Origin of the sequence: Mammaliicoccus sp. JADD-157, from assembly GCF_049310805.1 — a bacterium.
Classification (GTDB): Bacteria; Bacillota; Bacilli; order Staphylococcales; family Staphylococcaceae; genus Mammaliicoccus; species Mammaliicoccus lentus.
Genome location: NZ_JBMOVZ010000005.1, coordinates 75153 through 97534, shown reverse-complemented (window position 1 = coordinate 97534; position 22382 = coordinate 75153). Strand labels below are relative to the sequence as shown.

Below are 22382 nucleotides of genomic sequence, written 5' to 3'. Positions count from 1 at the left end.
GAATTTTTATTTATTTATTATTTTATAATAAGTTTTAAAAACATTCAATAAAATTTGTAAAAACAGGAAATCAACTTCCATTAAATCCTATAAATCTCTTTAATATCAATACTTTTATGGAATAGAAACTAAAATATTTACTATCGTCTTTATTTTAAAGTTCTTAATATTTTAATATTAATTACTTTTAAAATATAAAAATAGAAATAGTAGTTAAACCTGTTTCCAAACAAAAAAAGTAGTAAAAACTCTTAACGAATCAAGAATTTTTACTACTTTTAAATTGGGAGTGGGAAAGAAATCTCGTTTTATTAAAAAGATTTAGTAGTCCCAACCTGTTCATTATTATGATTAATAATTATTTTTTCTTACCTAGTGTATCGATAAAGCTTAGTACAGATAAACCTAATAATTGTAATGCATGCTTAGACCCTTTAAAACCGTGGCCCGCTTCATAGTGTTTATAAGCTGCTACTGATAATACTGATCCAATAATTAACGACCCTAATCTTGAGAATGTTTTGCTGAATGCACTTAAGAATAGAAATGCTGAACCTAATACTTCAAGTCCACCAGTTAATTTCATTGCGTTTCTAGAAAGACCAAATCCTTCTTCAAATTGTTGAGCCATACCGTCATCGTTTTTTACTTTCGGTTGACTAGCTTTAAATAACTCTTTACCTACATATACGTTTAATAAATATCTTAACATTACTAAATTTCCTCCTTATTTTTCATATAATCATCAACAATTGGCTTAACTTTTTCGCCTAATAGTTTAATAGATTTCATCACTTTTTCATGAGGCATAGAGCCTACTGGTAAATGAAGCATAAACCTTGTTATACCAAGATCTTCATGAAGCTTAATGATTTTGGCTGCAACTGTTTCTGGACTACCAACAAATAATGCGCCATAAACAATTTCTTGTTCAAATTTTTCGATTGAGTACATCGGCCACCCTCTTTCTATGCCTAATTGATTAATAACATAAGCACTAGAAGGATAGTATTCTTGTTTAGCTATTTCATCAGATTCAGCTACATAACCCCAAGAATGCGTAGCAATAGGTAACATACTTACATCATGTCCTTTAGATTCAGCTATAGCTTTATACATCGCTACATTGCGTTTAAAACGACTTGGCGCACCACCTATAATAGCATAAGTAATAGGCAAGCCCAATTCCCCCGCTCTCATAGATGATTCTGGATTTCCTCCTGTTGCCAACCAAATAGGTAATTTCTCTTGTACAGCTCTTGGATAAACATCTAATCCATTAATTGATGGTCTTGTTGATCCTTGCCAATTAACAGTTTTATTCTCATTAATATTTAACAATAAATCTAGCTTCTCTTTATACAAAATATCATAATCTTTCAAATCATATCCAAACAAAGGAAATGACTCTATAAATGAACCTCTCCCAGCCATAATTTCAGCTCTACCATTGCTCAATGCATCTAGAGTTGCAAATCTTTGGTAAACTCTCACTGGATCATCTGAAGAAAGGACTGTCACGGCAGAAGATAATCTTATTCGATTTGTTTGAGGAGCTGCTGCTGCTAATACAGATACTGGATCAGATACTGCATAATCTTCTCGATGATGCTCACCTAAACCATATATATCCAATCCTACTTTATCAGCTAAAATAATTTCTTCTACAATTTGATTGATTCTTTCTGATGCTGTGAAAGGTTTATCAGTACCATCGACAGGAGATAACTCTGCAAAAGAAGAAAGACCTAATTCAAACTTCATATTCTCACCTCGATATACTATTTATACTAGATATAATTATAATACTATTTTAATAAATGTCAAGGTTCTTGTTAAATAAAGATTTAAATTTCTATACTTAAATACGCCCTTAAAAGTAAACATAAAAATGAAAACTTTTAAGGACGTATATAGAAATTATTTATTCATTCAATTTACAATATTCTAGTAATGCTTCTTTTAAAGGTTTTGTTAATTCCAAATTTCTTATATCATCAATTGTCATAGGATCTAAATAAATACATTTAATAGGGATATTATTTTCAAAAGCTACTACTGCCTCCCCATCAACACTTCCTTCAAACATCACTTCTACGGTAGGAAAATAGAGACCTAATACATAAATGAGCGCATCTCGATATCTTTCTCGATTTTTAATATATTCTGCTACTTGATCGTCTTGTATATAATAAGCATCTACAAGTGTCATGCCTTCTATATGTTTAGGTATGGATGTAATATGCGTTTCTGTCGAGACATTCTTTCTTTTTTTAAGAAATTTAAACATATTGTTATCTTCCTTTAACTTTATATTCTAATTTGATTTACTACGTTGATATTCTTGATATTCAAAAAATACTTGGAATAACATAATAAGCATAGCAGGATGATAATCATTCGTTTGAATATCAATTTGATGATTCGAAGCAATTTTAAACCTTTCAGACTTTGTTTCCATCAAAACTTGGTTTCGCTGATTTGTTACTCTTACTGTTCTAGAGATAAATCCAGATTCAAATACTAACTCATCATTGTTTATACCTTTAAATATCATTTTAGGTTTCCAACCTATTTTAGTTTCAACAACACCTATTTTTTTATCGTTCTTAAAAACTTCCCATACTGTTTTAAAAGGCGTTTTAAGTTTACCTTCTAAACTTTTCTCTTGGAGTACAGAATAATTTCCACCTTGAAATTCAATGATAAAATTATGTTTTTTTCTTCCTAAAATCGCAAAAGTTTCTTGATGCGTTGATGTATAATATAAACTCAATTTATAAACTGGTTCTTCATACTGATTGAAAACGTCGATGGGCTTTGTAGAAGATCCGAAGAAGTTTTCTTTAAAATGAAATTGATTCATACATTATCTCCTTCAATAAGTATTTATTGATTTCATTTTATCATAGCCTTATCCCTTCCTCTATAATCGAATGTATTTAATATAAATAACTTATTAATTATTTTATTTACTTCCTCTTCAGCACTCTTCTTTATTGAAACAAGTACCATTCTTTCATCTTGTTCATTTCTATATTTCATAACATAGTTTAGTTTGACTAATGCTTTAACAGCTTTATTAATCTTCACCATATCCCAATTAAATTTTAGTTTTATTGCTTTCAATGTGCATACTTCATTTTGATATTGTTGAATAAGTATCAATAACATTAATTGATCCATACTTAAACGATATCCCTCTACAATATCTTTTTTTATTGAAACTAATTGGTCATTTATATAAAGCGTAACTTCTATTATCTGATTTGTATTGATAGTGTCATACCTTTCAATTAATAATGTTTTTAAATCTTTTGTTACTTGATGAATTAAAGTTTCAATTTTTATTCTGTGACGAGTTTCTACTATTATAAGTATTTTTCTCTCATCGTCTTTTGCACGTTGTTTTTCATAATAATCTAAATCTTCTAAGTATGAAATGACATGCGTTAACATTGTCTGATTTATATTTAGCAATGCTTTAAGTTCTCCTGTAGTAAAAGATGATTGTTCTTTCCGATTATACATATATTTTAATATTTTTAAGTGATACATATTAATTTCAAATTCTTTTTTTAAGTACTTCTTTACTTGGCTATTTACATAATTCATTCTTAATAAATCATTAATTTGCTTATTCATTTATAAAAACCACCTTAATTAATTAAATTTATTTTATTTTTATATAGATATGTTTAATAAAACTTGGTGATGAATAATATTGAACAATTAGATTATTTGGTTCTTTCACAATACTTACTTCTCTCAATTCTAAATCCATGTTCGTTAACAATTCATTATTACCTAGCTTAGTGTTTTCGCTTATGATGATATTACTTGGCCTACATACAAAACTATTTATTTCTATATTTTTCATTTTTATTCTTTGATGCATCATTTTAAAACTATGTGTATTTGGAAACACGAGTAATTGATATTCATAAAAATAATTCGTTAATAATATATGCTCATTAAAATAAACAATTTCTCCTCTTAATCTTTTCAGTGTTAACATCAATTCAAACAGTTGTCTTTGGCTTTCAATGTTTGATTGTTTTTCTTTAATCATAAAATGGCTGCTTTGAGAAGGTATCATACTATCTATCCATATGTCATTTATAAGCATCGTTACTTTTTCATTATGAAATACACTCCATTTAAATATTGAAACAAGTGATGTAATTCTATTAGGAAATTTAGGTTGGTATAAAATGTTGAACGAAGGGATATCTTTAAATTTTTCGCTTATTTCCTTGTTAATATCAGTTTCATTTTTTATTTTATATGATATAAGAAAATGCGAGTCCAATTTGTGAGACATTCGATGAGCTAAATAATCATTGCGAGTGTTTAAAATGAGAATCATGGTAGCATCTACTATATATTTAGAAATTGTCTCAGTTATAATATTGAATTGCTGATAAGAAGTATCAACATAAAACTTAAACGATTGCATTCCATAATAATATGTACATTCAGTCAAATAAATTAATAACCTTTCAAAATAAATTAAAAAGTTATTTAAACTAGAATGTTTATTCAATTGAATTTCAAATGAAATATCAAATTGGTTTTCTAAGCAAAATGAAAATATTTGATCAATGATTTTGTTATCTTCAAAACCTAGTTCGTAAAATTCACAAAGTAATGCATGTGAGAACAATAAACAATATTTACCGTATTCTCTACGCATGCATAATAACTTAGATTGGTGATACTGGTTTGTTAAAGTTTCCTTATGAGTAACATAAACAAGTAGATCAGGTGATAATACATTTGATGATTGAACATTTCTCATATCAATTTCTATATTATCCTCTACAATTAAACTCATTTCTGATTCTCTAATGAATTCCCGTAACATTGAAAAATCATCCATTAAAGATGTCTTATCATTACGAAACGAAAAATATTCATCTTGATACATTTGTTTTCTAAATTTCCCCGGTGTAATATCGTATCGCTCTCTAAAATTTTTTATAAAGCTACTTTCATTACTATATCCATTATCTATAGCAATTTGAGATAAAGTGTGAGCAGTGTACATTAATTCATAACTACTATAAATCAATCTTACGTCTTTTAATAAATCGGTAAATTTCCTACCTGTATGTTGCCTTAATTTATTTGAAAGCTTCCTTTTTGAATATAGGCTTGTCCTGGCTACCTCTGCTATTGTTATTTTATTTTTATTATTCTTATAAACATAATCTATAGTATTCGCTATATCAGAATATACTTTATCTCGGCCATAATTTAAGTAATTATCGTCAATAACTCTTGAATCGAAGAGTAATTTTGCTACATCATTAATACTTCCAAATATACTTTCTAAAACATTCCTATTCTCTCTACCTTCCCTATTTAAATAATTAGAAATGAGTTTAATCATGCGCGCCTTTAATAAAGCATTATCTATTTTATTTGGATTTAGAAAATAATGCTTATTAAAATGATATATTTCATCTAATTCTATCCTTGAGAGTGTAAGACAGGCGATGATTGTATCTTTATTGCTGATGACACCAAAAAGTTCAAGATCATTTATGATAATGACATCGCCACTTTTATATTCATTTTTAGAATGATTAATAGAAATACTTGCTTTTCCTTCTATTATATATAGGACAATAATTCCTAAATTAAATTCATATTGTATATTCAACGGATGATAAATTTTCAAATTACAATCATGTAGCATAACTAACACCTCTATTTAACTTGCAAAACCTTATTAATAAGTAAAGTAATTATAATTCAAAAATTATTGATAAAAATACTTTATTTCTGACTTTTTATTATGAAATTTTGTACTTATTTAATTTCGTTAAAATCAATATTTTTTAGTAAGGTAGTATGAATCAGTTGATATAAATTTATAAAGTCAAATATTTATTTATGTCTTAAATATTACAATCGTGTAACAATAAAAAATATTTTAAATGAAAATTGCTTATAAATACTGTTATTAAAGCATTTCAAACTCATATAAAAGTGTTCAGAATTATTACATGAAATCTTAAGATATTTAAATTAAATTACAAAGCTTTAACATTCAACACAAAGCATTCAATTTCTGCTAAAGTAGATTTTGTTGATAAACAGCAGAGAAAAAAACTTATAAATTACAAAACATATACGAAAACTTTTTTAAATTATCTAGGAGGATTTTTACATTATGAAAAAAATAGCAACAGCAGCAATTGCAACGGCAGGAATTGCAACATTTATGGCACATGACGCAGATGCGGCAGAAAATAACCAAGGTTATAACCCAAATGATCCACATTCTTATGAATACAACTACACAATTGATCAACAAGGTAACTATCACTACACTTGGAAAGGGAACTGGAACCCTTCAACTCAATCATACGGTAACGAAGCTCAACAACAAGTAGCTAACAATACTAGCTCAAATAATACTGAAGCTTCTTCTAATACAAATTATTCACAACCAGCATTCAATGCTGCACCAAACGGTGGCGGTTTAGGAGCTACAAATACTGCTTCTTCAAACCAAGATAACGTTCGCGTTTCAACTACACAAGCACCAACATCAGATAACCAAACTACAACTTCAAGCTCAAGTTCAAAAGTTAGCACTACAACTACTTCAACTTCTCGTCCATCAAATGGCGGAGGCGCTAACTTATACACAGCTGGTCAATGTACATACTATGCATTCGACAAGCGTCCTGACTTAGGTAACACTTGGGGTAACGCAAATAACTGGGCTAGCGCAGCTGCTCAATCAGGTTACACTGTAAATAACAAACCTTCATCAGGTGCTGTATTACAATCAACATCAGGTGCATACGGTCACGTAGCATATGTTGATAATGTTAATTCAGACGGTTCAATTGAAGTTTCTGAAATGAACTATGCAGGTGGAGTTGGAGTAGTATCTACTCGTACTATCTCAGCTACTGAAGCAGGTTCTTACAACTACATTCACTAAGATATTTTTAAAAAAGAGCAATCATAATGATTGCTCTTTTTTATGCTTTAGTATCTACTTTTTTTATGCTAATACCTGTCATACCATAAAATGCCGCGAAGATAACACATAGATAACATGGTACTGCCCACCAGAAGAAATCTCCTAACGATACATGTAATAAATCTCTATAATAAATGCCAGATGTACCCCATGGAATAAATGGTAATACCATAGTTCCACAATCTTCTAGCGTTCGTGACAGATTGACTCTGTCTAAACTTCTTTCATCATACACATCCATTAATAATACACCAATCATAATAATAACAACTGATGCAACACCAGCAGCAAATACTAAAATTAAGCTACCAGCAATAGTTACAAATATAAGATGTGAATCTTTACTTATTTTACTAGATATTGTTGACAGTATTACTTTTAAACTGCCAGAAGCTTCTACAATTCCCGCGAAAGCATAACCACAAAAAATTGTAACAATTATTTCTGTCATACTCATTATGCCACCACGTTTTACAAGTTCTACCATAGAATTTGATGCATCATTATTTGATAAAGATGTCATACTTATATCAAAACCATTCATTGTAACGTTAAAAGCATCAACTAAATCAAAACCATTGTTAAATATACCAACAACCATAGCTACTGCACTTGATAATAACATCATTGGCACTGTTGGCTTACCCATACTTATGCCTATAACAATTACAATTACAGGTACCCAAACCCAAAAATTTAAATTAAAAGCTGTATCAATATTGCCTAATAAAGTATTAATACGTTTACTTTCAACATTTTCAGCATTAAATTGTAAACCTGCAAAGAACCATATTACAAGGCCGATTACTGATGCTGGAACTGTAGTCCACATCATATGTCTTATATGGTGAAATATATTTACTTTAGTTACAAGGGCGGCTAAATTAGTAGTATCAGATAACGGCGACATTTTATCACCAAACACGCCACCTGCTATAACAACACCAGCAATCATGCCTGCTGGTATATTCATTTCACTTCCTATAGCCATCAATGCAATCCCAGCTGTACCTACTGATCCCCATGCAGTTCCAGTCGCTACAGAAGTTACTGCTGTAATAATAAAAGCTGTTACTAAGAAATATGTAGGATTTATCATTTCTAAACCATAATAAATAAGTGCAGGTACAGTGCCAGAAAACATCCAAGTACCAATTAATATACCTACAGCAATAATAATAAAAATTGCAGGCATAGCAGTAGCTAATCTTTTAGTAATACCATCTTGTATTTCTTCCCAACTCAAGCCTACTCTTATTGCTATAAAGCCAGCATATATAGCTGCTAAAATAAGTAATGGTTGTATTGGGAATTGTAAAATTCCAAAACCTATTAAAACTATTATCCCCATGACCACAATAGTTGATACTGCTTCAAAAAGTGTTGGTAGCCTCTTCATATATCAAACCCCTTTCTAATAAATGAAGATTTCTTACAATTTTTTATAATAAAAGAAGTAGTTGTATATTTTACCAACTACTTCTTTTGTTTTACATGTGTTATAAATGAATTATTACAAGAAAATGACATAAGTATTCTCACAATTCATTAAAAAACCCTATATTGATGGGCTATATCCTATATTACTACATGTCATATTTCTATTTAAATATTACTAAAAGATTTTATAAGGTTATGATTAAGTAACAACTCGATGAAAATACACACAAACTCAATTTCATCTGTTAGAGTATATTTTGTCGTCGGAAAACGACACACACTTAAAATATAAATTATAAAATTAAACATATACGAAATTTACGGAGGAATATTTAAAATGAAAAAATTAACAACGATTGCAGTATTAACTACGGGATTAGCTACAACAATTATAGGGAATGGAGAAGCTTCTGCTGATACATTTGACCAAAACCAAAATGTACAACAAACTCAAACTCAAAACTATAATTACAACTACACTAGTAACTATAGCCAAAATTTCAATACTTCAAACATGAATGGATCAATTAATTCTTCATTCACTCAAACAGCAACACAAACTACAGGTTCATCAGCTAACTTATACACAGCTGGACAATGTACTTATTATATCTTCGATAAAAAAATGGAAGATGGAGATCCTATCAGCTCAACTTGGGGCAATGCTAACCAATGGGCTTCAAACGCAGCAGCTGATGGACACACAGTAAACAATACACCTAAAGAAGGTTCAATCTTACAATCATCTGCTGGTGCATTTGGTCACGTAGCATACGTTGAAAATGTAAACTCAGACGGTTCAATCGAAGTTTCTGAAATGAACTACCAAGGCGAAGGTGTTGTATCTTCTCGTACTATCTCAGCTTCAGAAGCTGGTTCTTACAACTACATTCACTAAAATTTGAATACTTTTTAAAGAGTCCGGACATAAATAATGTCTGGACTCTTTTTTTATGCGATAAAAAAAGGATGTTTAAAGCTCTAACGGGCTAAATATTTTAGTCTTGCCTATAGTATTTTTCAAAATCGAATATTTTTCATTATTATTCCTTAAAGATTAGTAGTTCACCGCTAAAACATGTATAATAATACCAATAGTTAAGCGAGGAGGAAATGATATGACGAACAGTGAACAAAACCCTTTTCAAGAATCTACAATTCATGAAGAAAATAATATAAATGTTGATAATCAAACATCTACTAATGATGATGAACGTTTATTCGGGATGCTCATATATTTAACGAGCCTATTTACTGCATTAATTGCACCTTTAATTATATGGTTGATTAAAAGAGATGAATCTTCTTTTGTAGATCGAATCGGTAAAGATTATTTAAACTTCTTTATTTCTTATACAATATGGGGAATAGTTGCTGGAGTACTATGTTTGATTATTATTGGCATTATTTTACTTCCAATATTAGCGATTTTAGGATTTATCTTCACCATTATAGGCGCAGTTAAAGCTTATCAAGGTGAAACTTATTTACCACCATTATCTATTCGCTTCATTAAATAGAAATAATTAAAACACTTTTTGTATAAAAAAGTGTTTTTTTTCTTTTTAATGATAAAAGAGGCTCATTACTTTAATTATTAATCATGATAAAATAACTTGTATTCTTTTACACTCAAGAATACATATATTTATACGTCCCCTTTTTAAACATCATTTGTGCAATTCCTAAGATGGAATCGCATAATTTTTTTGTATTAAAAACTATAGTGCTTTAAAGGAGGAAATTTTTTGAAAGAAAACCTTAAAAAACCAAGAAGAAGATATATAAGTCTACCTACTCAAATATTAATTGCTTTAATATTAGGTGTTGTTGTAGGCTATTTTTTAAATGGACAAGATCAACTTATTAAATTTATACAACCAGTCGGTGATGTATTTTTAAACCTTATTAAAATGATTGTAATTCCTATTGTATTTTGTTCATTAGCATTATCAATATCTAATGTTGGCGATATGCATACAGTCGGTAGATATGGTTGGAAAACATTACTTTACTTTGAAATCATTACAACTATTGCTATTGGTTTAGGTATTATATTCGGTAATTTATTTAAACCAGGTTTAGGATTAGATGCAGATAAATTGCCTAAAGGCGATATTTCTACATATGAAAGCACTGCTGATGCAGCAGAAAAATCTACTTATGGAAATCATATAATAGATACAATTGTAAGCATTATTCCCACTAATATATTCGAAGCTTTAGCTGCGGGAGAGTTACTCCCAATTATATTCTTTGCTGTATTCTTCGGATTAGCTATCGCTGCAATTGGAGAGAAAGGACAGCCTGTTAAGGATGTTCTTGGAGGTGCACTAGAAGCTGTATTTTGGATGATACATAGAATTCTACGCCTTGCACCATATGGTGTATTTGCTTTTATTTGTGTAACGATTATGACATTTGGATTATCTGCATTAATTCCATTAGTTAAGCTATTAGCTGTTGTTGTAGGTGCTATGATATTCTTTATTGTTGTTGTTTTAGGCATAGTAGCCAAAATTTGTGGTATTAACATTTTTTCAATTGTTCGCATATTGAAAGATGATTTATTACTCGCTTTCTCAACATCAAGTTCTGAAACTGTTTTACCTTCAGTGATGGAAAAAATGGAAAAATTCGGCGCACCAAAAGATATCGTATCCTTTGTAGTACCTACAGGATATACTTTTAACTTAGATGGTTCTGCTTTGTACCAATCTATAGCAGCGTTATTTGTTGCTCAAATGTATGGCGTACATTTAAGTCTAGTAGAACAACTTATTCTAATGTTCACTTTAATGATTACGTCTAAAGGTATGGCTGCTGTTCCTGGTACTTCTATTGTTGTATTAATTACCACTCTAGGATCGATGGGGTTAAATCCAGAAGGTTTAGCATTAATCATTGGTATCGATAGATTATTAGATATGATGAGAACGTGTGTTAACGTAGTAGGAAACGCACTCTCTACAGTCGTTATTTCAAAATGGGAAAATAAATATGACCATGAAAAAGGTCAACTATATTTAAATTCTCTAAAAAAATAACAAAAAAAGATTCGGCTTGGGGGAGCCGAATCTTTTTTATTTTAATGAATCCTGTATTTCTTTAATTTCTTCTTGTTTTAAATCAACTACAATTTCTCCGTCTTTAGTGTCTTCTTTCAGAGCTTCTTTCGCTTCTTCTGAATGGTATAGCTCAGCAACTCTTTTTAAAGTTTTATTATCTTTATCTTTTGTATTTGCAGCTATAAAGTTGATATATGGTTTAGCAGCATTTGCATCTGGGTTTTCTGAGTAGATAGGGTCTTTCTTAGGATTTAATCCTGCTTTAGATGCAACACCATTATTTATAACAGCGATATCTACTTCATCTAACGCTCTAGCTGTTTGTTGAGCATCGACTGCTTTAATATTTAAATTCTTTTTATTTTCAACTATATCTTTAGGACCACCATCTAACCCAAAGTCTTTCTTCAATTTAATATACCCTGCTTTTTCTAATAATTTTAAAGCTCTAGCTTGGTTAGAAACGTCGTTTGGTATAACAACTTTAGCACCGTCTTTTAAATTTTTAATATCTTTTATTTGATTAGAATAAATACCCAGTGGAGCGAACACAGTTGTTCTAATTGGTGTGATTTCTGTTCCTTTATTTGCTCTTTGGAATTGATCTAAAAATGCAAAATGTTGGAATGAGTTTAAATCAATATCACCGTCTGACAATGCTTTATTGGGAACATTATAATCCGAAAATTGTTTAACCTCTACATTAATATCTTCTTTTTTAGCTAATTCTGCTACTTTATCCCATACAGCAGTATCATTTGAAGCGATACCCACTGTTACCTTTTTATCATCTTTTTTATCACCACATGCTGCTAATAGTAAAACTAATGTCATTAATAATGTTAATACTTTTTTCATTTTATTCGCTCCTTTTCTTATGTATATAAATAAAAATCCCTTTTAAGCTTAGCTCAAAAGGGATTAACTTTATCTGCCAAGTTTAAAACTTGATGGATTTAGCACAGTTCTCTTTATAGAGTCCGCTGCTGAGATTTCATCGGGCCATATCCCTCAATCTCTCTTGATAATTTTTATTTGATTAATTCTGATAATACCTATCATATTACTCTAAGTCAATACTTTTTTTAACTTCTTCTTACAATTTTAGACAATACATTACCTAAAGATTGGATAAGTTGTACCATAATGACTAGAATAACGACCGTAATGACAATAACAATTGTATCAAAACGTTGATAACCATAAGCTAAAGCTAAGTCACCAATACCGCCCCCGCCTACTGCACCGGCCATCGCTGTAGCACCAATTAAACCGATAATAGATGTTGTTAATGCTAGAATTAAAGACCCTAGTGCTTCAGGTAATAAGAAATGTCGAATAATTTGAAACGGTGACGCTCCCATAGAATGTGCCGCTTCTATGACGCCTGAATTCACTTCTAACAGTGAGTTCTCTACTAATCTTGCAATATAAGGCGCAACATAGACTGTTAAAGGTACTATTGCTGCAGAAGTTCCAATAGATGTACCCACTATCATTTTAGTAAAAGGTACAATAGCAATAAGTAAAATAATAAACGGTACCGAACGGAATATATTAATAACTGGATTTAGCACATGATATATAAAAGCATTTGGCCAAATACCATTCTTTCTAGTTATAACAAGTAAAATACCTAAAGGAATACCAATTAATGCACCGATTACTAAAGAAACAGTAACCATGTATAACGTTTGGTATATAGCGTCATATAGTTGAGATGAATCTAAAGATGATCCAAACATTATGCTTCAACCTCCTCATATTCAATATTTAAATCTGTTAAATACTGAAAACTATTTTGAATTGCTTCTTGTTCTCCATTCAAGCGTAGTGTTAAATAACCTACTGGTGTACCTTGAATGTCTGACATTGATGCAAACAGTATATTTATTTGTACGTGGAATTTAGTGATTAAATCATTGATAATACTATGTGTCACTTGTTCACCATCTATGTATAATTTAATGTCTGTAGCAGTTTTATCTTCAGGAATAAGTTTTCTTAAGTTTGAAGATATATCTGTAGTTATGACAGTTGATACAAAGTTTTTAGCAGTTGATGTTTGGGGGTGACTAAACACATCTAATACAGGACCAATTTCAATTACTTCACCATTTTCCATAACCGCTACTTTATTGCATATTTGTTGGATAACACTCATTTCATGTGTAATTAATAATATTGTGACTCCAAATTGTTCGTTAACTCTCTTTAGCAGTTTTAAAATTGAATCTGTAGTTGCAGGATCAAGCGCACTTGTTGCCTCATCACATAATAAGATTTTAGGATCTGTAACTAATGCTCTAGCAATTGCTACTCTTTGTTTTTGACCACCTGATAATTCATTTGGATATTGTTTACCTTTGTCTTCTAAACCAACAAATTCAAGCAATTCATTCACTTTATCTTTAATATCATTTTTATTTTTACCTTGTAAAATTAAAGGCATAGCTACGTTATTAAAAACTGTCTTTGAATTTAACAAGTTAAAATGTTGAAATATCATTCCTATATTTTTCTTAATGACTTGTAACTTTTTCTTCGAATATTTATTCACATCATGACCGTCTACTAATACTTCTCCAGATGTCTTTTCTTCTAATACATTCACTAACCTAATTAAAGTACTCTTCCCCGCACCGCTATATCCGATAACACCGAATATATCTTGCTCTTCTACTTTAAAACTTACATCTTTAAGTGCTTGTATTTCAGAATTCTTTTGTTGGAAAATTTTATTCACATTTTTAAATTCTATCATAACATTTATCCCTTCCGAATTCTTATTATTATGATAAGAATTATATTGATGTTTACCTTTAACGTCAATACTTATAATCAAACTTTTCTAAATATTCATATATCTATATTGTATTTTTTCTCTTAAATACTTTATTCACATTTTCTCGATGAATTTTTATTAATGTAAGCGTTATCAATAAAATATTGACAACTTTGTGAACAATCAATAAAATGAAACTTAAGATGTATTTTTACATCCAAAAACAAGGGGGTTATAAGTATGGCTGAGCATGATTTCAAGCGTTTAGCAGCAGATCCAAAGTTTAAAGAACTTGTGAAAAAAAGAAATAACTTTATATTTCCTATATCTATATTCTTTATTTTTGCTACACTGCTATTTCCAGTATTGACTGGATATACAAATATCTTGAATAATATTGCATTTTGGAATATCTCTTGGGCATGGATTTACGCATTATTATTATTCATTATGGTATGGACACTTGTCACTTTATATATGCGTAAAGCTAAATCTTTTGATAAAGATGCTGAAGCATTATTAATGGCGCATAGAGAGGGGCAAAACAAATGAATGTAATTGTTGTCGTTATGTTTATACTATTTGTTAGTATTACATTGTTTATTACATATTTTGCATCTAAAAGAACGCAATCAGCAAATGACTTTTATACTGCTGGAGGCGGGTTAACAGGTTGGCAAAATGGATTAGCAATTGCTGGTGATTACTTATCAGCTGCATCATTTTTAGGTATAGCGGGTGCCATCGCATTATGGGGATTTGATGGTTTCTTCTATAGTATCGGTTATTTAACCGCGTATCTCATTGTGTTATACATTGTTGCAGAGCCTTTAAGAAACTTAGGTAAATATACTTTAGCAGATATGATTGCAGCACGATTTGAGCTTAAAAAAGTTAGAGCAATGGCAGCAGTATCTTCCATTACCATTGTTATTTTCTATATGTTAGCTCAATTAGTTGGAGCTGGTGCACTTATTCAATTGCTATTCGGTATACCTTATACACTTGCTGTTATTTTGGTCGGTATCATGATGACAATTTATGTATTGTTTGGTGGTATGACTGCAACAAGTTGGGTTCAAATGGTTAAAGCCGTATTACTTATGATTGGTACTATTATTATTTCATTTTTAGTGCTATTACATTTTAATTTCAATCTTTCTACTATGTTTGGTGAAATGCACAATATTAAATCACCTGCTTTTAAAAGTGAATTTATCAACCCTGGCTCACAAGGTAAACCGCCTTTAGATAATATCTCACTAATTATTGCTTTACTATTTGGTACAGCAGGTTTACCTCACATACTGATGCGATTCTTTACAGTTAAAGATGCCAAAACAGCAAGATCTTCTGTAATGTGGGCAACATGGATTATTGGTATATTTTATATTTTAACGATATTACTAGGATTTGGTGCGGCTGCATTATTAACACGTGAAGAAATCATAAACGCTAACCCTGCTGGTAATATGGCAGCCCCATTATTAGCTGCAAAGTTAGGCGGAGACTTCTTAATGTCATTTGTTTCAGCCGTAGCATTTGCTACGATATTAGCAGTAGTAGCTGGATTAGTATTGACTGGAGCATCTGCTTTCGCGCATGATATTTACGGGCAAGTGATAAAAAAAGGGAAAATTAGTGAGCGTGAGCAAATGAAAGCAGCAAAATTAGCATCATTAGCGGTTTCAGTTGTATCTATTATACTAGCCTTATTTGCACAAAATTTAAATGTAGCGTTCTTAGTATCATTAGCATTCTGTGTCGCAGCAAGCGCAAATTTACCTGTTATTATATTCACAATATTTTGGAAGAGATTTAATACTCATGGTGCAATAACTGGTATAGCTGTTGGCTTAATTGTGTCACTTGTACTCGTAATATTAAGTCCAAATGTCATGAATCCAGAAGGAACAGCATTTATTACAATGTCACCAATATTCCCATTATCAAACCCTGCAATCATATCAGTTCCAGCAGGATTTATTGGTGCATTTTTAGGGACATTCTTAGGCAAATCAGAATCTCATGATAAATTCCAAGAAGTGCAAGTTAAATCAGCCACAGGCATTTCAACTTCAGATATTTCACATTAAAAATCAGTTCAGTTATGTTAAAAGAGTCTGGGACATAAATAATTGTCCCAGACTCTCTTTTTGTATTGGCAGTAGCTGACTGGTATGAAAATGCGCTTATAACAAGCTTTTTCATACCTAGTCATCCTTGCCGGGGTGGGACTACGAAATCTTTTTAATAAAATGAGATTTCTGTCCCACTCCCTTTCTTAATTTTTAATTAGCCTATTCATAAATTATTTTAATTTCGCTTTTTGTAAAAATTTAACTTTTTTACTTAATGATTTTGAAGACATAGATTTCAGCATTTTATTTCTCATTTTTATTTTCATCGTATTGGATGCCTGTCCAGCTTTTCCAATTTTCCTAGATTTTTTAATTACTTTTCTAGTGTGCTTAACTCTTAGTTTATTGTATCTTTTTAATGCTGCATCAACGTCTTTTTCTTTTAATAAGTTGGTTAAAGTAACAGCATCTTCAATAGCTTGTCCTGCTCCTTGCCCCATATTTGGCGTCGTTGCATGAGCTGCATCACCTAATAATACTACTCGTCCTGAAATGAATGATTTTAATGGTGTAAGGTCATACATATCATGGTGTAAAATACCAAGTTCTTCTTGAGCATCTAATACATTACGTACTTCATCAGGATATTGATTAAAATATGCTTGAAGATGAGGCTTTTCGAATGATTTAAACTGTAAATCGTTCTCTTTGGCATTCATTGTACAGAACCAATATAATTCGTCATCCTTTAAAGGTACAATTCCAAATCTACCTTTATGTCCCCAATATTCTAATGCAGTAGTTCGATCAATATTCAAGTTTTCATTTACAACGCCTCTGAAACAAGTATACCCTGCGTATTTAGGTTCAGATTTTGGTTGAATTTGTTTCCTAATATTTGAATTCAAGCCATCTGCTGCGATAACTAAATCAGCTTCTGCTTCTTGCCCATTTTCAAAATATAACCTTATATTATCTGGAGTTTGTTTAAATTCTTTTAATTTATAATCTAAATTTATACGTTCTGGAGGTACATGTGTTTTTAATATTTCATGCAAAACACTTCTATGAATTGTTATATTTTGTTCCTCATCTTGGTTCATTTTTAAAGTGTTTAAAAATGAATCTAGATTAGTTCGAATTTCGATTTTGTTAAGGGCTTGTCCTTCTTGTTCAATTGCATATGTCATTTTGTAAGGCTTTAATGCTTTTAGTACATTGCTTCCAATGCCTATCCCAGCACCTACTTGATTCAAGTCATTTCTTTTTTCATAAACTTGTACATCATGCCCCGTTTGATAAAGTAAACCAGCAGCAGTTAAGCCACCTATTCCCCCACCAATTACTGCTATTTTCATTTTGTTCACTACTTTCTTTAAAATAAAAATCTTTACTTCTCAATTATAATTAATATAACTATATTTTAACATGAAGTCATTGCGATAAATAACCCCAGTTCAATTAATAAACCCCAAAAGTTAAATTATTAGTAACTTTCGGGGTTCTTATTATCAATATCAAGAACTAGAGTTATCTATTATTTATAATAATCTTTATATATTTCAGCTTTCTTTAAATCATGTTTATCATAATAACTTTCCATAATCTTACCAATACTCGTCGCCCAGTTCACATCAGTCGCATATAAATGCTGTCCTGGATTGTAAGGATTCCACCTCATTTTGTATAAAGTATCTTGTCCATTATCTAGATAATCTTTTCTTACAAATCTTGCGCCACCATCTATTGCTTTTTCAGGTGAAGTCCAACCCTTCTTACGCGCATAACTGCTTCCTGTTTCAACTGCGTCTTGATCAAAAGCACCAATGCCATAAAAGTTATAAAAAGTTTTTCCATTGGACATTTTAACACCGCTAGCCAACTCAGAATTGCCGTTTCCAGTTTCTATGAAAGCATGACTTAATAAATAAATAATATTAATATTATACTTATCTTGTGCGTTTAAAAATGCTTTTTCTTTACCTTTCAAAACACCTTTATCTTTTAAAATATCTTTAACTTGTTTTTCAGATATATCAACTTTTTCAGATATATCCATGAATTGTAAATCTGTTTTACTCTTATCAATATCCATATACTTATCGATATCTTTCTTATCTGCATACACAAATTTATTATCTTTTTGTGTCACAGCTGGTGAATCACTCTTTGTCTGAATTTCCAAAGCTTCTTCATAAGTATGTGTTTGATGATTCTTGAAAAAAGGAGACTCGAAAATAATTAATAAAATAATAAATACAAATATAATAATGAGTCCTAATATTAGGGTGAATCTATCTTTCAAAAAGTTAATGATTCTCACACCTTTTCTTTTAATATAACCATATTACGTTATAAACTTATCTTAAAATATAACAAATATCAATAAAACCGTTTATTTTATATTTCTAAATAATATAAAAATAGAGTCCAGAACAATTATTTATGTCCCGGACTCTCCTTCATTTCATTATTCTTCTCTGCTCATACCTTTTAAGAAATTCAACAGCATTGTTATACTGCTATTTATTTCTGGGTCTTTTAATGCACCTAATAAATCTTTAACTGAAGTTTTATTATTCGAATTGGCTCTATTTGCTACTCTCATTCCGTTATTTATCTTTTTCACAAATATAGAAGCTTCTTCTAAATCTAAATCTCCAAACATAAACAATACGTTGCCTATATTATCTAATATACCTTCATACTGTTCTTTATTTAATTCTGTTACAATGTTCCCCGTTATAACTTTTCTTTGAACGATTGCTGCATGTACAGCATCTAATGCTTCTGCTTTTTCTAAAGCATCGAGTATATCCATTCCTTTTTCAATAGCAATTTTTTTATCGCTCAATCTTTCTTGCAGGATTTTCATATCCTTTTCAATTTTGTATTCTTTCGGCTCTTCCATTCGTTTAATGACTCTAATTCTCTCACCCATTATAATTCGCCACCTTTATTTGGGAATGTATAATCTGGTCTTTCCCATTTATCTTGAACTCTAACACTGATTTGTGGATTTCTCGTACCAAATCTATAATTGTGTTTTGGTATTGGCGCACGACCATTTTTTGTAATGACTTCAAGCTTTGCATAGTTATCTTTATATGCTGGTGTATTCGTATCCTTATCAACGTCACTATCTGTAACAAAGTTTGGTGCACCTTCGTTTTGGTCGTTCAATGGAATGTAAATATGATTACCTGACACTCTATCTGTAACTTGTACATTCAATTCTGTTGTACCAGCTTTAGATGTGACTTTCACTCGTGCACCGCTTTCTATACCATGTTCTTCTGCCAATTCTTTTGAAATTTCACAGAAATTCTTTGGTAATTTATAAGCTAAACCAGGTACTTGATATGTCATATTACCTTCGTGGAAATGTTCTAATACTCGCCCATTATTAACATGAAGTGACATTTCTTCAGTCTTTTTAGATTCTACCTTGAATTCTAATGGGTACAATCTCGCCTTACCATCAGGGAAATGGAATTGCTCAGTATATAGTAATGGTGTATCAGAACCATCTTCATTCATCGGCCATTGTAAGCTATTATAACCTTCTAATCTATCGTATGTTGCGCCTCTTACTAACGGCATTAAACTTTGTGCTTCAAACCAAATTTCACTAGGATGTTTATAATCCCAGTCTGCTCCTAATGATTGAGCAATCAATTGAATAATTTCCCAATCTGGTTTGGAATCTCCAAGCGGATCTAATGCTTTATTAATTCTTTGAATACGTCTTTCAGTATTCGTAAATGTACCGTCTTTCTCTAATGATGGTGACGCGGGTAAAACAACGTCTGCAAATTCTGCTGTTTTTGAGAAGAATAGATCCTGTACAACTAAGAAGTCTATTTTTTCAAAAGCAGATCTGACATAGTTAAGGTTAGCATCGACTACCCCTGTATCTTCACCTTTTATATAAAGTGAACGCAATTCACCTTCATGTATACTATCTATCATTTCATGATTGTCTAACCCAACTTCACTATCTAACTCTACATTCCACGTTTTTTCAAATGGTTGACGTATTTTTGCATCAGTAACATCTTGATAACCAGGTAATGTGTTAGGCATACTGCCCATATCACTACACCCTTGAACGTTATTATGTCCTCTTAATGGATAAGCTCCTGTTCCTGGTCTCATATAGTTACCAGTCACTAGTAAAAGGTTTGATATAGCTGTACTTGTGTCACTACCTACGCGATGTTGTGTTACACCCATAGCCCAACAAATTGAAACGGCTTCTGTTTGAACAATTTCTTTAGCAAGCGCTTTTAACTCATCTTTACAAATGCCCGTTCTTTCTTCAGCATATTCGAGCGTAAATGGTGCCAAACTCTCATAGTATTCATCAAAATCATTAACATATTCAGAAATAAATGCTTCATTATGCCAATTTTGATCGATAATATATTTAGACAATGCTGATAACCATACTAAATCTGTCCCTGGTGTAGGTTGATAAAATTTATCTGCACGGTCAGCCATCTCGTGTTTTCTAATATCAAACACATATAGTTTTTGTCCTAGTAATTTATGCGCTCTCTTAATACGACTTGCGATAACTGGGTGCGCTTCTGCAGTATTCGTTCCAATAGTAATAACCATATCTGCTTTCTCTAAGTCTTCAATTGAACCTGAGTCTCCACCATAACCAACTGTTCTAAATAAACCTTGAGTTGCTGGAGATTGGCAATAACGGGAACAGTTATCTACATTATTAGTACCAATCACTTGTCTAGATAGCTTTTGCATTAAATAAGATTCTTCATTTGTACATTTAGATGAAGAAATAAATCCTAATGCATCTTTACCGTATTCGTTTTTGATTTCAGAGAATTTCTTAGTAACAAGTTCAATTGCTTCTTTCCATTCTACTTCTTGGAAATAACCTTCTTTACGTACAAGTGGTTTTAATAAACGGTCTTCTGAATTGACGTAATCCCAAGCAAACTTACCTTTCACACATGTTGAAATGTGATTAGCTGGAGAATCTTCATGTGGTAATACTCTTAGAATTTCTCTACCTTTAGTCCATACGTCGAATGAACAACCCACTCCACAATATGTACAAACTGTTTTTGTCTTTTCTATAGTTTCTTCACGCATTGCCGCTTCTGAATCTGATATAGCAAACAATGGTCCATATCCTGTTTCTGCCTTTTTAGTTAACTCTATCATTGAACGCAGTAGACCAGGTTTTTGGTCCGTTATATAACCTGCTTGTCCGAGCATGTCATTTTCCATTAAAGCGTTACAAGGACACACTGTGACACATTGTCCACAGTTCACACAACTTGATTCATCTATTGCTTTATCATTATCCCAAATTACTCTTGGCTGTTGACGTTTCCAATCAATCGTTAAAGTTTCGTTTACTTGAACGTCTTGGCATACTTCTACACATCTACCACACAATATACATTGGTCTGGATCGTATCTATAAAAAGCACCAAAATCTTCTTCATAACCTTTAGATTTAAATGGTATTGATTGATGTTCCAAACCAAATTCGCCCATAGTATTATGAATTTCACAATCACCATTATTGTAGTCACATACCGTACAATATAGTTCGTGATGCTCAAGTACTCTGTCTAGTGCTTGTTTTTGTGCTGATTTAACATTGTCTTTCTGAGTATTTACAACCATACCGTTTTCAATCATTGTGCTACATGCTCTTTGAAGTTGTCCATTTACTTCAACAATACATGAATCACACGTTTCGATTGGACCAAGTGATTCGTTATAACAAATTGATGGAACAAAAGATAACTCTTGAGCTTTTATAAAATCTAAAAGTCTCATACCTTCTTCTACAAGATAATCTGTACCATCAATTGTTAATATTTGATGTTCTTGCATATCATTGTCCCCCTCTTATTCAATTTTGCCCATAAAAGTCATATTACCCAATATTTTCAATGACTTATTTTAATTATAATTTTACATTTTTACTAATGCAAACATTTGTAGAATTTAACAAT

The 22382-nt window shown here is 31.0% G+C and carries 20 protein-coding genes and 1 riboswitch; of the genes, 6 read left to right on the top strand and 14 right to left on the bottom strand.

The features are described from left to right. Positions 1-358 precede the first annotated feature (358 nt). From ACO6VN_RS12870 to ACO6VN_RS12845, 6 genes are all read right to left on the bottom strand, one after another. Positions 359-712, bottom strand: coding sequence for a hypothetical protein (locus ACO6VN_RS12870; RefSeq protein ID WP_194201492.1), 354 nt, complete (start codon positions 710-712; stop codon positions 359-361). Positions 713-714: 2 nt separating this feature from the next. After that, positions 715-1764, bottom strand: a complete 1050-nt coding sequence (locus ACO6VN_RS12865; RefSeq protein ID WP_194201491.1) for an LLM class flavin-dependent oxidoreductase — start codon at positions 1762-1764, stop codon at positions 715-717. 160 nt (positions 1765-1924) lie between these two features. Continuing rightward, positions 1925-2290, bottom strand: a complete 366-nt coding sequence (locus ACO6VN_RS12860; RefSeq protein WP_228086221.1) for a hypothetical protein — start codon at positions 2288-2290, stop codon at positions 1925-1927. 27 nt (positions 2291-2317) lie between these two features. Then, on the bottom strand, positions 2318-2866 hold the full coding sequence (locus ACO6VN_RS12855; protein WP_422404763.1) for a tubby C-terminal domain-like protein: 549 nt from the start codon (positions 2864-2866) through the stop codon (positions 2318-2320). A 32-nt stretch (positions 2867-2898) separates the two neighbouring features. Further along, complete coding sequence (locus ACO6VN_RS12850; protein WP_103268993.1) at positions 2899-3645, bottom strand: transcriptional regulator, SarA/Rot family; 747 nt, start codon at positions 3643-3645, stop codon at positions 2899-2901. Positions 3646-3673: 28 nt separating this feature from the next. Next, positions 3674-5704: a helix-turn-helix transcriptional regulator gene (locus ACO6VN_RS12845; RefSeq protein WP_194201489.1), complete on the bottom strand. Its 2031-nt coding sequence runs from the start codon at positions 5702-5704 to the stop codon at positions 3674-3676. A gap of 477 nt (positions 5705-6181) precedes the next feature. On the opposite strand from ACO6VN_RS12845, the gene ACO6VN_RS12840 reads away from it, so the two are divergent. After that, positions 6182-6964: a CHAP domain-containing protein gene (locus tag ACO6VN_RS12840; protein WP_135031166.1), complete on the top strand. Its 783-nt coding sequence runs from the start codon at positions 6182-6184 to the stop codon at positions 6962-6964. A 40-nt stretch (positions 6965-7004) separates the two neighbouring features. On the opposite strand, the gene nhaC is transcribed toward ACO6VN_RS12840, so the two are convergent. Beyond that, complete coding sequence (gene nhaC, locus ACO6VN_RS12835) at positions 7005-8405, bottom strand: Na+/H+ antiporter NhaC (protein WP_135021054.1); 1401 nt, start codon at positions 8403-8405, stop codon at positions 7005-7007. A gap of 378 nt (positions 8406-8783) precedes the next feature. Between nhaC and ACO6VN_RS12830 the strand changes: the two genes are divergently transcribed. The 3 genes from ACO6VN_RS12830 to ACO6VN_RS12820 all read left to right on the top strand — a co-directional run bounded on the left by ACO6VN_RS12830 (position 8784) and on the right by ACO6VN_RS12820 (position 11493). Beyond that, complete coding sequence (locus ACO6VN_RS12830) at positions 8784-9344, top strand: CHAP domain-containing protein (RefSeq protein ID WP_017000909.1); 561 nt, start codon at positions 8784-8786, stop codon at positions 9342-9344. Between the two features lie 220 nt (positions 9345-9564). Continuing rightward, on the top strand, positions 9565-9966 hold the full coding sequence (locus ACO6VN_RS12825; protein WP_194201488.1) for a DUF4870 domain-containing protein: 402 nt from the start codon (positions 9565-9567) through the stop codon (positions 9964-9966). Positions 9967-10194: 228 nt separating this feature from the next. Next, positions 10195-11493, top strand: coding sequence for a cation:dicarboxylate symporter family transporter (locus tag ACO6VN_RS12820; protein WP_017000905.1), 1299 nt, complete (start codon positions 10195-10197; stop codon positions 11491-11493). 36 nt (positions 11494-11529) lie between these two features. On the opposite strand, the gene gmpC is transcribed toward ACO6VN_RS12820, so the two are convergent. The 3 genes from gmpC to ACO6VN_RS12805 all read right to left on the bottom strand — a co-directional run bounded on the left by gmpC (position 11530) and on the right by ACO6VN_RS12805 (position 14278). Continuing rightward, positions 11530-12372, bottom strand: coding sequence for a dipeptide ABC transporter glycylmethionine-binding lipoprotein (gene gmpC / locus ACO6VN_RS12815; RefSeq protein ID WP_103268997.1), 843 nt, complete (start codon positions 12370-12372; stop codon positions 11530-11532). Between the two features lie 66 nt (positions 12373-12438). Continuing rightward, positions 12439-12545: riboswitch (SAM riboswitch) on the bottom strand. Between the two features lie 54 nt (positions 12546-12599). Further along, a complete protein-coding gene (locus ACO6VN_RS12810; protein WP_017000902.1) occupies positions 12600-13259 on the bottom strand; it encodes a methionine ABC transporter permease in 660 nt (219 codons plus the stop codon). Beyond that, positions 13259-14278 (bottom strand): methionine ABC transporter ATP-binding protein, encoded by a 1020-nt coding sequence (locus ACO6VN_RS12805; protein WP_017000900.1) that lies wholly within the window; start codon positions 14276-14278, stop codon positions 13259-13261. The genes ACO6VN_RS12810 and ACO6VN_RS12805 overlap by 1 nt, the downstream gene beginning before the upstream one ends. 261 nt (positions 14279-14539) lie before the next feature. Between ACO6VN_RS12805 and ACO6VN_RS12800 the strand changes: the two genes are divergently transcribed. Both ACO6VN_RS12800 and ACO6VN_RS12795 read left to right on the top strand, forming a co-directional pair. Further along, positions 14540-14851 (top strand): DUF485 domain-containing protein, encoded by a 312-nt coding sequence (locus ACO6VN_RS12800; protein WP_017000898.1) that lies wholly within the window; start codon positions 14540-14542, stop codon positions 14849-14851. Continuing rightward, positions 14848-16395 carry a solute symporter family protein gene (locus ACO6VN_RS12795; protein ID WP_103268998.1) on the top strand — a complete coding sequence of 516 codons (1548 nt, stop codon included), beginning with the start codon at positions 14848-14850 and terminating at the stop codon, positions 16393-16395. The genes ACO6VN_RS12800 and ACO6VN_RS12795 overlap by 4 nt, the downstream gene beginning before the upstream one ends. 215 nt (positions 16396-16610) lie before the next feature. On the opposite strand, the gene ACO6VN_RS12790 is transcribed toward ACO6VN_RS12795, so the two are convergent. From ACO6VN_RS12790 to fdhF, 4 genes are all read right to left on the bottom strand, one after another. Then, positions 16611-17738: an FAD-dependent monooxygenase gene (locus ACO6VN_RS12790; protein ID WP_017000949.1), complete on the bottom strand. Its 1128-nt coding sequence runs from the start codon at positions 17736-17738 to the stop codon at positions 16611-16613. Between the two features lie 179 nt (positions 17739-17917). After that, positions 17918-18697, bottom strand: coding sequence for an N-acetylglucosaminidase (locus ACO6VN_RS12785; protein ID WP_369917462.1), 780 nt, complete (start codon positions 18695-18697; stop codon positions 17918-17920). 153 nt (positions 18698-18850) lie between these two features. After that, on the bottom strand, positions 18851-19321 hold the full coding sequence (locus tag ACO6VN_RS12780; protein ID WP_194201487.1) for a DUF1641 domain-containing protein: 471 nt from the start codon (positions 19319-19321) through the stop codon (positions 18851-18853). After that, a complete protein-coding gene (fdhF, locus tag ACO6VN_RS12775) occupies positions 19321-22260 on the bottom strand; it encodes a formate dehydrogenase subunit alpha (RefSeq protein ID WP_422404762.1) in 2940 nt (979 codons plus the stop codon). The genes ACO6VN_RS12780 and fdhF overlap by 1 nt, the downstream gene beginning before the upstream one ends. Between the last annotated feature and the right edge of the window lie 122 nt (positions 22261-22382).